The sequence below is a fragment of the Paraburkholderia sp. genome (assembly GCF_049581445.1).
GTDB lineage: Bacteria > Pseudomonadota > Gammaproteobacteria > Burkholderiales > Burkholderiaceae > Paraburkholderia.
On record NZ_JBAURZ010000077.1, the window covers coordinates 1 to 13,693 of the forward strand.

Below are 13,693 nucleotides of genomic sequence, written 5' to 3' on the forward strand. Positions count from 1 at the left end.
GCGCGCCGTCGTCGTTCGTCAGCGTGCCGGCGGTGCTGGCCGTCAGTGCAGTGCCCGCGGTCGTCGTTGCGCCCGATGTGTTCAGGTCGCCAGCCGTCGCGGCTAGTGTCAGGTTCCCATTTGCCGATGTACTGCTGCCGGCGAGATTGACTGATGCGCCCTGTATTGTCGCGCTGCCGCCCGCTGCATTGCGACCGGTGGCCGTCAGTGCGCCGCTTGCGTTCAGGTTCAATTCGCCCGCGCTCGCAATCGAACCATCGCTATTGATACCTGAGCCAAGCGTGCCGGTCGATGCGATGCTGCCGGCACTTGCGCCTGTATTCTGCTGTGCGGCAAGTGTGCCGCTGTTCATCAGCACGCCCGATGTGTTCGCGCTCAACGACTGCTGCGCGTAGGTCGTGCCGCTGTTAACGATGCCATCGTGCGCGTTGATCGCAATATTGCCGCTCGCGTTGGTCTGTCCCGCGAGGATGAGCTTGCCCTGCGTCGTCAGAATCAGGTCGCCCGCCTGCGCTGCAAGCACGCCCTTGGTCGATACGCCTACACCGTTCTCTGTGCCCAGGAGAACGATACGATTCGCGTACATGCCACCCAGGTTGCTCACGTCGATGGAGACGCCCGGCGCGGGTCCGTTGCCGGCGATAGGCGTGGGATTCAGCGTGCCGTGATCGATACTATTGGCGCCCGCGATGACGTTCAGGTTCTTCGCAAAGATCGTGGCATTGGCCTGCACGGCGCGCGCAATCAGATCGACCTGGTCGACGTTGCCGGCATTCATGCCCGTGCCCTGGATAATGACGTTGCCGCCGGTCACATTGAAGCCCGTCAGGCTGCCGTCCGCGCCATAGTTCGGCGTGCCGGTCGTGAGGATCGCGTGCGAGGTGTTGATGAAGCCACCGCCGTTCACGCTGATGCCCGAGCCGTTTGCGATGACCACTTCTGCCCGCGGACCGGCGACTCCGAGATAGCCGTTGATCTGGCTCGCCGCGCTGCTGTTGACCTGATTGACGATGATCTTCGCCGACTGTCCCGCCCCCAAGTTCGGATTGCCGTTGATCATGCCCGCCTGCTGCGTCTGCACGATGGTGGGCGAGTTGTTAAGGATCGCACCAGGCTTCTGAACGTCGAACTGGTTGTACGTGTTCACCGACACGCCCGCGCCGGACGGCCGAACGATGTTCACCTGTGGCAAGCCGTTCTGCGATGATATGACCTGCGCGCCGGAACCGGGCGCAGCGACGATCTGCGCCGTTGTGAACGCAGGGGCCACGCCGAGCAGCGCAAGGGCCGCGAGCGCAATGCTTCTCAAAGCGAACCGCAATGTATGGCGCGGGCTGGATTGACCCGCCAGCACACGCCTCGTTGCAGCAGTCTCGCCATTTCCTTTGCCCGTGGCCGTTGCCGACTCCTCGACGGCGACGAGCATGCCTCTCACCCGGCTGTACGCCAGCCTGTATGTTCTCTGGTTCAATGTTCTTCAATTACGAATCAGTAAAGACTCCGTAACTTACAGAAAGCGACAGGAAGAATGTGTCAAGAATCGTCAAGGTTTGAGGGGGTGCAACGATTGACGCAAAAATTGACATGTCTGATTGCGCCTCGGTCGCCTCTACCGCAGAAAGCAAAGGCCATCAGCGAGGCTCTACCGCGCCTTTGCCGATATCATCAGCTTTCAAGCGCTGGGGTTTATCTGAAGCTCGCCTACTGCGAATTGGGGCAGCCCGCGGAATTTAGCGGTAAGCACGACCGGCATTACCTGCATAAAAATCTGCGTACCATCGATGCATTAGTCAAAGCACTCCGAACCACGTTACACGCATGACATGGTTCGACATAATTCCTGAATGGAGATCAAAGGCCCATTCCTCCATACTCGCTTCTGCTGCCGGTGCGCCTGCAAGAGTGCATGAGTTCAGCAAGGTGTATCGAGCATGAACGAAAGCGCGGACAAACATCTTCCTGCGGTTTCGCAATCATCGGACGATATGTTCAAGCGAATAGCGACACTCCCGTGTCGGAGACAGGATGAGCATGATGTTGACTTCAATTCAAACGATCGGCAGAAAAGGCGCGCGTTGCGCTTCGGCAGCAGCACTGGTTCTTTGCGCATTGCTTGCGGGATGCGCCGGCGGCGTCACCAACGCAACTTCGTATTCGGCCGTAACGCCAGTGCGGCCCGATAATATCTACGTGTACGCGTTCGACAGCAGCGCGGACCAGGTGAAGCTCGATAACAGCGGTGTGATCCAGAAGATCAAGTCGGAATTCGATCCTGCCACGCCGGCGCAGAAGCAGGCGGAACAAGCTGCCCAGGTCCGCGAACAAGTGGCCGATGAGATCGTTCATCAGTTGCAATCCATGGGTCTGCGTGCGATCCGTTCAGACACTCCCGCGCCCGCCGATCAAAACGTGCTGATCGTCGAGGGCAAATTTGACACCATCGATGCGGGCAACCGTCGCCGCCGCATGCTGATCGGCCTCGGTGCAGGCAAGAGCGAACTCAGCACGTCGGTTCAGCTTCTCTACAAACCGGCCGGCGGCACGCCGCAACTGGTGCAAAGTTTCGCGGCCAGCGCGGACAGCGGCAAAATGCCTGGCATTGCAGAAACAGCAGGCGTCGGCGCGGCCGCAGGTCATATCGCGACCTCGGCCGCGATGGGCGCCGGCATGCACGGCGTCTCGGAGACGAAACAGGACGGTGCAAGCGCCGATGCGAAGAAACTGGCGAAATCCATCGCGAAACAGGTGGCGCAAATCGGCAAAGCGCAAGGCTGGATGCTCGCTGAACACACCAAGGGCTAAAGGGTAGCGTGCAGAACTGAAGCCACCGCCGCCTCGTCGGATTGACGAGGCGGTGCACGTTATGCCGCCCGGGCACACGGCCCGTCAACCCAGCGTAAACCGGTCCCGTGTCGTCACATAGTCGCTTGCGCCGAAGCGACCCACCGGAAAGTAGTGTTGCATACGCACGCGCCACGTTTCTGTGTCGATCAGTTCGTCACGCGCATGCAAGCGATGCACCCGGCCGATAAAAATATGTCGGCTCGTCGTTTCCAGCGTCTCCCACAAGGTGCACTCGAACGCAACGGGCGCTTCAGCAATCCGCGGAGGCGCGACGCGCGAACTCGCCACGGGTGTCAGCCCCACGTGCGCGAGTTCGCTCACATCGGGCGGCAAGCGCTCACCACAGCGATGCATTTTCTGCGCAATCGCTTCGTCGGCGAGATGGACGACAAACTCACCTGTACGTGCAATGTTCACGGCTGTATCCTTCAAACCACCATCCGGCAGGCGGTTGATGCTCACCATCACGATAGGCGGTTCCTCACCCATCATGTTGAACATCGAGAACGGCGCCGCGTTGACCGTGCCATCCACGCCGAGTGTCGTAACGAGCGCAATGGGTCGGGGCACGATAAGGCTCGCCATCAGTTTGTAACGCTGATACTCGGTAATCGCTTCGAAGTCGATTTCCATGCGTGCCCGCCCTGGTTCAGGTAATGCCGAGCAATTGACCGAGGCTTTTCTCTCCCGGCATGCGCGACGTTTCAATCCGCTCTTCCAGTTCGCGAAGATGCGCGGCCATGCGGGCCACTGCCCCAGAGGCGTCGCGCGCTTCGATGCAATCTACAATCGCAGCGTGTTCGTCATGCTCGCAAGGTGCGTTGCCGGGTGCTTCGTACACCCCAACGATCAGCGAGCAGCGGGAAATCAGCTCCGTCAGATAGGTTTGCAGAATCGAGTTGCCCGCCAGCGCGCCGATGCGCAAATGAAAACAGCTCGTAAGCCTTGCCCACGACGGCTGGTCGAAGCGGTGCATGGCCTCGTGTTCCTCAGCAAGCTGTTGCCTGAGTGCTTCGATATCGTCGGGGCTCGCGCGTTGCACCGCGAGCTCCACCAATGCGCTTTCCAGTGAGCGGCGCGCTTCGAAAATCTCCCGCGTCTCCTCGGGCGTCGGTGCCGCAATCACCGCCCCCTTGTTGGGCCGCAACACGACAATGCCGTCGTACGCGAGTTTCTCCAGCACACGCCGCACCACGGCGCGGCCCACGCCGAACAGTTGGCATAGTTCGGGTTCGGGAAGCTTCGTTCCAGGCGTCAGGCGATGATCAAGCACGCCATCGAAGATCGACTGATAAATGCGGGCGTCGATGTCCGCATCGTTCGTTGCCGCGCTTTTCACGGCCCGTGTCGTGGGTATCGTTGTCATTTCGCTGTCTGGCGCGCGCTTTCGTTGCATTCCACTTCGTCCATGTAGTCCGCAATCGCCCCTGGCGTTGTCATCCATACGTCGCCCTTGTTACGCGCCGCCGCGATATGCTGCAACGCCCGGCGCAAGTGCCGCAGGCGGTACGGCTGCCCCACCAGATACGGATGCAACGCAACGCCCATCACCAGCGCCTGTGGCTCGCCTCCGCGCTGCCCCGCACGGTTGACCTGCCCGAGCATTTCGTCGAACTGATCGATGATCATGTCGGCAAAGGCGCAGGCGTCCATCTGGCGCCCCACCAGCATCGGCAAGTCGTTCAGTTCCTGGGGATACGGAATTGCCCATAGCGGTGCGCCTCTTGTCGCCATGCGCACCGGCCGGTCGTCGTGGCACCAGTTCAATGTATACCGGTAGCCCGTTTCTTTCAGCAGATCAGGCGTCAGACGCGATTCGGAGATCCACGGCGAAAGCCAGCCCGCAGGCGGCTTACCGCTTTCGGCGGCAATCCGTTCACGGCAATGCAGCAGCAGTTCGCGCTCCGCGCTTTCGTCGAGATCGCTCTGCCGATGCGCGTTCGTATGTCCGTGGCCGATCAGTTCATCGCCGCGCGCCACGCAGGCGGCGATGAGTTCCGGACAATGGTCGTATAGCGCGGTATTGATCAGCGTGCCTGCCGGCATCTCCAGTTGATCGAAGAGTTCGATACAGCGCCATGCACCCACCCGGTTGCCGTACTCACGCCAGCTGTAATTGAGCACGTCGGGCTGCGGCGAGACAGGTCCAAGCGCGGCGCCCAAGCCCTCGCCGAACGCAAAGTGTTCGATGTTAAAGCCCAGATAAACCGCGAGTCCCGCGCCACCGGGCCAGCGGAAAGCGTCCGCATCTGTAATGGGCCGGTAAGGAAAGCGGCCATGCGCGGCGAGCGGTTCGCGGGCGCGATCCGCCGCGCTGGGCATGTTCCGTGTGTCATTCATTTAGAGCAGCCATAAGTATCAGTTAGCGGTCCGCATGAACCGGTTTGGCGTGACGATGCCCCGTGACGGACCGAAGACGCACCGCGATTGCGCAAGAAGCTGAACAAAAATCGCCAACGATTCGAGCTTCAGATCGTTTGCAATATGTGAGCCAACTCGTAGACATTAGCTGGCGCCACCTGTTGGCGATTGTTTGGCGTTCGATGCGTCGCGTGGCACACGTCTTGCATTTGAGGGGCTTCGCATTCGCAGCGCTCGTGCCTTCGCCGCCCTGTTCGTCTGCCTGCTCATCTGCCTGACTACGAGGACGCTTTCTTCATGACTCAGCCCGCTTCCACCGTGCTCCACACCGAGGCCGCCGATATCGAGCTGGTGCACGTCTCGAAGCAATACGGCGACTCGCTCGCCGTGAATGCGATCGACCTGCGCATTCCGGGTGGGCAGTACTGCTGTCTGCTCGGGCCTTCTGGCTGCGGCAAGACCTCGACGTTACGGATGATCGCGGGTCACGAATCGGTGACGGAGGGCGATGTGCTGATCGCCGGACGCAACGTCACCCGTGAAGAACCCGCTGCGCGCGGCACGGCCATGGTGTTTCAAAGCTACGCGCTGTTTCCCCACCTGAGCGCGCTCGATAACGTTGCGTTCAGTCTGAAGATGCGTGGCGTCGCCAAGGATGCGCGCCGCAAGCGCGCCGGCGAGCTTCTCGAACTCGTGGCCATGTCTGCGTATGCCGAGCGCAAACCCGCCCAGTTATCAGGCGGCCAGCAGCAACGCGTGGCGCTCGCGCGTGCGCTTCTGAACCAACCGCGCTGCCTGCTGCTCGACGAACCGCTATCCGCCCTCGATCCGTTCCTGCGGGTGCAGATGCGCGCCGAACTCAAGCGCTGGCAGAAGGAACTCGGTATCACTTTCGTGCACGTCACGCACTCGCAGGAAGAAGCGATGGCGCTGGCCGATCTGGTGGTCGTCATGAGTCACGGCCATATCGAACAAAGCGGCACGCCACACGAAGTCTTCAACCGGCCGCGCACTGAATTCGTCGCCCGCTTTCTCGGCGGTCATAACGTATTCAGCACCAACGGGCGTTTGTTTACCGTGCGTGCCGACCACCTGCGGGTCGTGCCGCATGGCGTCACGCCAGTCCAGACGCCAGCGGGTGAAGGCGGTCTCACGCGCATTGGCGGCGTGCCGTGCACGGTGCGCGAGGCCGAATACCAGGGCACCCATTTGCGTATGACGCTGGTGCCGCTCGATGGCTCCCCCGAACTCGTCTCACTGGTCAGCGATAGCGAATATGATCCGGCCCGTCTCGGTCCCGACGCGCGGGTCGTGGTCTGGTGGAACGAACGGGACGCGCATCCGCTGGCCGCCTGAAACACGGGCTCGCCGTGCATGGGAGAAACATCATCGCCGATACCGCCATCCACACGTTTGTCCATTGTCTTGCGCATCAATAAAGCACAATTTCACCTGAGGAGAATGCAATGAGTGAGCAGAACGAGAACCCGGCAGTTGCGGCACCAGCGGCCGAGCCCGAGTTGACGGAAAAAGGCCTGAAGCGCCGGACCCTCATCAAGGGCGCGGTGGCTGCAGCGGGTATCGCCGGTTTCCCGTACGTGCATGCGCAGGAGAAGATCGTATTGCGCTATCTGGGCACAGCGGTCAACCAGAGTTCGGATATCGCCAAGAAGTTCAAGGAAGATACCGGCATCGAGATTCAGTACATTCCCCTCACCACGGATGACATCTCCAAGCGCATCATCACCCAGCCCAATTCGTTCGATATCGTCGATACCGAATACTTCTCGCTGAAGAAGCTGATCCCTGCCGGCACACTGGCCGGCATGGACGCGAAAAGGATCAAGCTCGCCGACAAGATCACGCCGGTGTTGACCAAGGGCGAGATCGACGGCAAGAAGATCGGCGATCAGGGCACCGCGCCGAAGAAGGTGATGTTCCTGACCGGCCCGCGCTCAACCGAGTTCTCCCCCACGCCCACCGAGTGGATGACGCTGATCCCGACCACGTATAACGCCGACACACTCGGCATTCGGCCGGATCTGATCAAGCGCCCCATCAACAGTTGGGCAGAATTGCTGAACCCCGAATTCAAAGGCCGCGCAGCACTGCTAAACATTCCCGCGATCGGCATCATGGACTCGGCGATGGCCATCGAAGCAATGGGCCATGTCAAGTACGGTGACAAGGGCAACATGACCAAGGCCGAAATCGATCAAACCATCAAGATCCTGATCGATGCCAAGCACGCCGGACAGTTTCGCGCCTTCTGGAAGGACTTCAACGAAAGCGTGAACCTGATGGCCTCGGGCGAAGTGGTGATCCAGTCAATGTGGTCGCCGGCCGTGACCAAGGTGCGAACCATGGGTATAGCGTGCAAGTTTCAGCCGCTTAAGGAAGGCTATCGTTCGTGGGCCGCGGGCTTCGGATTTCCGCGCTCGCTGCAGGGCAGGAAGCTCGATGCCGCCTATGAATTCGTTAACTGGTTCCAGGACGGCTGGGCGGGCGCTTACCTGATGCGTCAAGGCTACTACTCCGGCGTACTCGAAACCGCCAAGTCGCACATGGAGTCCTACGAGTGGGACTATTGGATCGAAGGCAAGCCGGCCGCCCAGGACATCAAGGCGCCGGACGGCCAGTTGCTCGAAAAGGCAGGCACGGTGCGCGACGGCGGTTCGTACGTCGAGCGGATGAGCGCGATTGCCTGCTGGAACGCGGTGATGGACGAGAACATCTATATGGTGCAGAAGTGGAACGAGTTCATCGCGGCCTAGTTCGCATACCGATGTAACACAGGGTTCGATGGCCGGTGCCTGCGCGCCGGCCATCGCAGTTCCCCTAAGACGGATATCCCGCCATGGCATCGATCGACCTTTCCGCCCACGCAGCCGCAAAACCCGCGCGGCGCTGGCGTGCCTCCGCGTGGTTGCAGGCCACCCCGCTCACCTTGACGTTCGTGCTGTTTTTTATCGTGCCGCTCGTTATCACGCTGATCGTGAGCTTCTGGGACTACAACGAGTACCAGATCATCCCTGCGTTCACGCTGAAGAACTACGCGGCGATTTTCGATGGCTGTTCGTCAATGACGGACATGTGCGTCACATTCAAGACTTATCTGTCGACGTTGAAGTTCTGCGCGATAGTGTGGGCGGTGACGCTGGTTCTGGGCTTTTCGATTGCGTATTTTCTAGCTTTCCATGTTCGCACCACCGCGATGCAGACCATCCTCTTTCTGATCTGCACGATCCCGTTCTGGACCTCGAACGTGATCCGAATGATCTCCTGGATTCCGCTGCTGGGTCGCAACGGCCTCGTCAACCAGGCGCTGCTTGGCGCACACCTGATCGACAAGCCACTCGAGTGGTTGCTGTATTCGAATTTCTCAGTTGTGCTTGCCTTCGTTCACCTGTTCACGTTTTTCATGATCGTGCCGATCTTCAACGCGATGATGCGCATCGATCGCTCGTTGCTCGAAGCCGCGCGCGACGCAGGCGCGAGCGGCTGGCAGGTGATTCGCGACGTGGTACTGCCGCTATCGAAGACCGGCATCGTGATCGGTTCGATCTTCGTGATTACCATCGTAATGGGCGACTTCCTGACGGTCGGCGTGATGGGCGGCCAGCAGATTGCATCGGTCGGCAAGATCATTCAGGTGCAAACGGGCTACCTGCAGTTTCCCGCCGCCGCCGCCAACGCGATCATCCTTCTGGCTGTCGTGCTGATGATTGTCTGGGGTTTGACGCGGGTGGTCGACATCCGCAAGGAGCTTTGACATGCAGGCCATTCGCCTCAAGCATCGCGAGCGGCGTCCCCCCAGTTTCTACTGGCTCGCGTTGCTGTTCGGCCTGTTCGTGCTGTTCCTCTACGGCCCTGTGATCACGATTTTCATCCTGTCGTTTCAGGGACCGGAAGGCGGCCTCACCTTTCCAATGAGGGGAGTCTCGCTGCATTGGTTTTCAGCGTTGCGTGATGGCGTGGGGGATGTGGACATCTGGGGGGCCGTGATGCGCTCGGTCCGCCTTGCGCTGACAGTCACTGTGCTGACCGTGCTGTTTTCCGTCGCCGCTGGGCTCGCTTTTCGCAAACGCTTTCGCGGCGACACGGCGGTGTTTTATGTTTCGGTGGCGAGTCTCATCATGCCGTCGATCATCGTGTCGCTCGGCATTGGACTCACGTTCCGTCTGCTGGATAGCGGCGTGAAGTATCTCGCCACCGTCTCGGGACACCAGTCCTTTGCGGACAATTACACGACCTCGATGGGCCTTTTCACCTCGGCGCTCGGCGCGCATCTCACGTGGACCTTGCCGTTCGGTTTGCTGGTGATGTTCGCCGTATTCAACCGTTTCAACCCGGCCTTTGAAGAGGCGGGACGTGATCTGGGCGCAACACCCTGGCAAAACTTCCGCCATATCGTCTTGCCGATCATTGGACCGTCGGTGATCGGTGTCGGCATGTTCGGCTTCACGCTCTCGTGGGATGAAATTGCCCGCACTTCGCAGGCAATCGGCGATCAGAACACCTTGCCGCTGGAACTGCAGGGCTTGACTACGTCAGTGACCACACCGGTGATCTATGCACTTGGCACAATGACAACCGTTCTGTCGTTGACGGTTATGACGGTATGTCTGCTCGCGGTACGCTGGCTGACCCGCAGACGCACGGCGGCCGCAGCGCGCTAACGGGCGCGTAACGCGTGCGCTTGACGTGCGTGCTTATCGAAGCCCTTCGCTCGCGATTACAGGTCGAATCGCGAGCGAAGCGGCATCGGACGGACCACCCCAACGTCACCCAAGCTTCGCCTGCAATTCAGCCGCTCCGCCCCGCCGATACAGCACGAGGGTCGCAATCAATCCACACGCGGCCGCGAAAATCATCCAGTAAGCCGGTGCGGCCTTGTCACCGGTCATTTCGATCAGGAATGTCGAGACAGCCGGCGTAAAGCCGCCGAATATCGCGGTGGCGAGGCTATACGCCAACGAGAAGCCGGCAACACGCACTTCCACCGGCATCACTTCCGTGAGGGCCGCCACCATCGCGCCGTTATAAACGCCGAAGAAGAACGAGAAGTACAACAGGACCGTCAGCATGCGCAGGAAGCTCGGGGCGTGGGCGAGCCACTCGAGCGCTGGATACGAGGTCAAGATCGCGAGCGCCGAGATGAACAGCAACAGCGGCCGCCGCCCAATGCGATCCGAAACCGCGCCGCCAATGGGTAGCCAGATAAAATTCGATATCCCCACAAGGAAGGTCACGACGAGGCTGTCTGCCGTGCTCAAATGCAGCACCGAGCGGCCAAAGGTCGGCGTATAGACGGTGATCAGATAAAAGGTCGTCGTGGTCATCGCGACCATCATCATGCCGGCGACCACCGTCTTCCAGTTGACGAGCATCGAGCGGAACACCTCGGACGTAGCCGGATGATGGCGACGTGTCTTGAACTCGGCGGTTTCCTGCAGTGAGCGCCGCAAGACGTAGAGAAACGGCACGATCATGCAGCCGATCAAAAACGGCACGCGCCAACCCCAGCCGCCGATTTGCGCGGGCGTCAGCATAATGTTCAGCGCAAAGCCGAGTGCTGCGGCCACCACAATCGCCACTTGCTGGCTGGCCGATTGCCACGCGGTATAAAAGCCCTTCTTGCCGGGCGTGGCCATCTCCGCCAGATAGACCGACACGCCACCCAGTTCGGCTCCCGCCGAAAACCCCTGCAGCAGCCGCCCGAGCAATACGAGCGCCGGTGCCAGCAGCCCAATCGACGCATACCCCGGCACGCAGGCAATCAGGATCGTCCCGCTTGCCATGATGGCGAGGGTGACGATCAGGCCAGTCCGTCGGCCCACCTTGTCGATATACGCGCCGAGGATAATCGCCCCAAGTGGCCGCATCAGGAAGCCGGCGCCGAACACGGCAAAGGTTTGCATCAGTGAGGCAAACTCGCTGGCCGCCGGGAAGAAGGTCCGTGCGATATAGGTTGCGTAGAAACCGAACAGGAAGAAATCGAATTGCTCGAGGAAATTACCGCTCGTCACGCGCAGCACCGCGCCGAACTTGGAGAGCGGCGGCGCCGTGCCGGCAAGCGCCGCGTTGGGAATGTCGGGTTGCATGTCGTCTCCTGAATCGTTTAAATATGCCGTTCATTGTCATCTTTCGGCACAGCCCTTACCCCCACATATTAGTCCTCGACAGACAGTCTGTAAGGCTGGCAACGCTAGCGACAAGGCGATTCAGGCAGTAAGGAAAATGCAGGGTGAGCGCAGTGCCCACCCCTGTCCAGATCAAACCGTGTTCGACCCGTTCGCAACCCGTGAACAAGTGGTAAACACACTCGCAACCACTGACTCAGGCATGCAGCACGAGCTTCTGCACCCGCCAGTTCAGCAACTCGGCAACATACAGGACGTTGTCAGACGGGCACGCCATCTGATGAATCCAGCCGAACTGCTTGAGTTGCTTGCCTGACTCACCCAGAACGCCCAACACCTGACCGTCGAGCGACAGCTTGTAGATGCGCCCAGGGAAAGCGTCGGAACTGTAAAGCACCTGGTTCGGACCCGGCGAAATACAGATTGCCCAGGGCGAGCCTGGCGCAAAGGTCCCTGCGGCAATGGCAGCCTCATCGGGCGCGTAGCCGATAGCGGGACGGGCGTTGGGCGGCACGGGGACGTCGATGGTGAACTGACGCTGGAAATTGCCCTCCTGGTCGAACACCTGGATACGGCGGTTGCTGCGGTCCGCGACATAGACGCTACCGTTCGCGTCGAGCGCGATGCTATGCGGTGTGTGGAACTGACCCGGACCCGTGCCGCGCTCGCCCCATGACTTCAGCCAGTTACCATCTTTATCCACCTTGGCAACGCGCGAGTTGATATAGCCGTCGCTGATATAGGTGTTGCCGGCCTTGTCCCAAGCCACATCGGTCACCTGACGGAAGCGCCCGGGCTCGGCAGGCAACGGCGGATTCGGATGCTTGAGCGGGCCGGTCTCTTCATCTGCAGCCTCCTGTTTGCGACCGAACACCATCGCGACGCGGCCCTCGGGAGTGAACTTGATCACCATGTCTGAGCCTTTGTCGGTCACCCAGATATTGTCGTGAACGTCGACCTTGACGGTATGCGCAAACGACCACGCATACAGGTTGCGGCCGATCTCCCGGATAAACCGCCCGTTCGGTGCAAATTCGAACAGTTGCGCGGCGGCGGCGCCATAAGCCGGACCGCTGGTGTTGCCGCGCGATAGCACGAAGATATGACCCTTCGAATTCAGCGCAACGCCCGAACACTCGCCGAAATACATATCCAGCGGCAAGCGAACGGGATCGGGCACGGACTCGTATGGAATTTCAGGCACCGTCGTTTCAGCGTAGCCAAAACGCGGCGCCAGAGCGAGCGCTGCGGCGCCCTGGCCTGCGAGAGCAAGAAAGCGCCGCCGGGTGAGCAAGCGGTGCTGCGGGTCGCCGCAGCATGGACAGGATTCCGAATCATGGTCAATCATTCGTTCATCTCCTCCTTTTAGACAGACCGTGCTGTGTCACGGTCGTCGTCACCCTGCCGCGTGCGGCATGACCGCCTCTGGGCAGTATCCGTTTCAATTCGCTCTGTATGTCTCCTTCAAGCCGTGATGCATCTTTCCGTTACACCAGCGTGTGGAGCGTCATGATGATACGGCTAACGCGAAGGCTTTCTGCCGCCAGCCAACCTCCGGAGCATTAACCACACCGTACAGCCGGTCAGTGTAGTTCCCACTATAGTTCAACTGTTCCGAAGCGCGCATTGAACTTGACCAGTCCGTTCATGCCATCGCCCACGGACATACCGCGCATCTACAACGCCATCTTGTAGCCCTCATGGCTGGCCACGAAGCCCAGCTTTTCATAGAAGCGATGGGCGTCCGCACGACTCTTGTCCGTGGTCAGTTGTACAAGGTTGCAGCCGCGTGCACGGCACTGCTCGATCGCCCATTCGAACATCTTCTGACCCAGGCCAGAGTCGCGGCGATGAGCGGCAATGCGTACCGCTTCGATTTGTCCGCGCCACGCGCCCATGCGCGCGATGCCTGGAATGAAGGAAAGTTGTAGCGTGCCGATCACCTCATCACCGTCGGCGACGACCACCAGTTGCTGATTCGTATCGGCTTCAATGGCCCGAAACGCGGCGACGTAGCATGCATCAAGTGGCGTACCGAGCCTTTCGCGCTGACTCCCGAGCGGATCATCAGCGAGGAGCGCGACGATGGCGGGGACATCGTCGAGGAGTGCGCTGCGAAAGGCGATTGTTTCCATGCTAAAGCTCCGGTTGAGAGCGCGTTAGTTTGTTTCCGGCACGTCAGGCGTCGGCGTGGGCGTCGAGTCTGGCGCCTCAGGCGGGAACGCGCCACTTCGCTGCGCCCCACCCGGCGCCACAATAGTCGGGGCAATAGGCGGGGCAATAAGCGGCGCCGTAGCGGCCGATGCGGGCGCCGACGCTGCCGCACCCGGGCCACCAAGCAAAGG

12 protein-coding genes and 1 pseudogene are annotated in these 13,693 nt (G+C 60.4%); 5 read left to right on the top strand and 8 right to left on the bottom strand.

The window, feature by feature from the left end; genetic code table 11:
• Positions 1 to 1,426 (bottom strand): filamentous hemagglutinin N-terminal domain-containing protein (locus tag WCA85_RS06165; protein WP_424062282.1); only part of this gene is annotated, 1,426 nt, incomplete at its 3' end.
• Positions 1,427 to 2,034: 608 nt separating this feature from the next.
• Here WCA85_RS06165 and WCA85_RS06170 point away from each other — a divergent pair.
• On the top strand, positions 2,035 to 2,802 hold the full coding sequence (locus WCA85_RS06170) for a DUF4410 domain-containing protein (protein ID WP_424062293.1): 768 nt from the start codon (positions 2,035 to 2,037) through the stop codon (positions 2,800 to 2,802).
• A gap of 84 nt (positions 2,803 to 2,886) precedes the next feature.
• Here WCA85_RS06170 and WCA85_RS06175 read toward each other — a convergent pair whose 3' ends face one another.
• The 3 genes from WCA85_RS06175 to WCA85_RS06185 are packed head-to-tail and all read right to left on the bottom strand — an operon-like array spanning position 2,887 to position 5,184.
• Positions 2,887 to 3,477 carry a flavin reductase family protein gene (locus WCA85_RS06175; protein ID WP_424062283.1) on the bottom strand — a complete coding sequence of 197 codons (591 nt, stop codon included), beginning with the start codon at positions 3,475 to 3,477 and terminating at the stop codon, positions 2,887 to 2,889.
• 16 nt (positions 3,478 to 3,493) lie between these two features.
• Positions 3,494 to 4,210 (bottom strand): GntR family transcriptional regulator, encoded by a 717-nt coding sequence (locus tag WCA85_RS06180; RefSeq protein WP_424062284.1) that lies wholly within the window; start codon positions 4,208 to 4,210, stop codon positions 3,494 to 3,496.
• A complete protein-coding gene (locus WCA85_RS06185) occupies positions 4,207 to 5,184 on the bottom strand; it encodes a polysaccharide deacetylase family protein (protein WP_424062285.1) in 978 nt (325 codons plus the stop codon). Before WCA85_RS06185 ends, WCA85_RS06180 begins: the two co-directional genes overlap by 4 nt.
• A gap of 318 nt (positions 5,185 to 5,502) precedes the next feature.
• Here WCA85_RS06185 and WCA85_RS06190 point away from each other — a divergent pair, with 318 nt between their 5' ends.
• The 4 genes from WCA85_RS06190 to WCA85_RS06205 all read left to right on the top strand — a co-directional run bounded on the left by WCA85_RS06190 (position 5,503) and on the right by WCA85_RS06205 (position 9,884).
• Positions 5,503 to 6,561, top strand: a complete 1,059-nt coding sequence (locus WCA85_RS06190) for an ABC transporter ATP-binding protein (RefSeq protein WP_424062286.1) — start codon at positions 5,503 to 5,505, stop codon at positions 6,559 to 6,561.
• A 110-nt stretch (positions 6,562 to 6,671) separates the two neighbouring features.
• Entirely contained in the window at positions 6,672 to 7,979 is a 1,308-nt protein-coding gene (locus WCA85_RS06195; protein ID WP_424062287.1) for an ABC transporter substrate-binding protein, read from the top strand.
• A gap of 83 nt (positions 7,980 to 8,062) precedes the next feature.
• Positions 8,063 to 8,977, top strand: a complete 915-nt coding sequence (locus tag WCA85_RS06200; RefSeq protein WP_424062288.1) for an ABC transporter permease — start codon at positions 8,063 to 8,065, stop codon at positions 8,975 to 8,977.
• A gap of 1 nt (position 8,978) precedes the next feature.
• Complete coding sequence (locus WCA85_RS06205; protein WP_424062289.1) at positions 8,979 to 9,884, top strand: ABC transporter permease; 906 nt, start codon at positions 8,979 to 8,981, stop codon at positions 9,882 to 9,884.
• Between the two features lie 105 nt (positions 9,885 to 9,989).
• Here WCA85_RS06205 and WCA85_RS06210 read toward each other — a convergent pair whose 3' ends face one another.
• From WCA85_RS06210 to WCA85_RS06225, 4 genes and pseudogenes are all read right to left on the bottom strand, one after another.
• Complete coding sequence (locus WCA85_RS06210) at positions 9,990 to 11,309, bottom strand: MFS transporter (RefSeq protein WP_424062290.1); 1,320 nt, start codon at positions 11,307 to 11,309, stop codon at positions 9,990 to 9,992.
• A 235-nt stretch (positions 11,310 to 11,544) separates the two neighbouring features.
• Positions 11,545 to 12,696: a peptidyl-alpha-hydroxyglycine alpha-amidating lyase family protein gene (locus tag WCA85_RS06215; RefSeq protein WP_424062291.1), complete on the bottom strand. Its 1,152-nt coding sequence runs from the start codon at positions 12,694 to 12,696 to the stop codon at positions 11,545 to 11,547.
• 328 nt (positions 12,697 to 13,024) lie between these two features.
• Positions 13,025 to 13,483, bottom strand: a complete 459-nt coding sequence (locus tag WCA85_RS06220; protein ID WP_424062292.1) for an N-acetyltransferase family protein — start codon at positions 13,481 to 13,483, stop codon at positions 13,025 to 13,027.
• Positions 13,484 to 13,507: 24 nt separating this feature from the next.
• Positions 13,508 to 13,693, bottom strand: a pseudogene (locus tag WCA85_RS06225) (hypothetical protein); the annotation flags it as partial.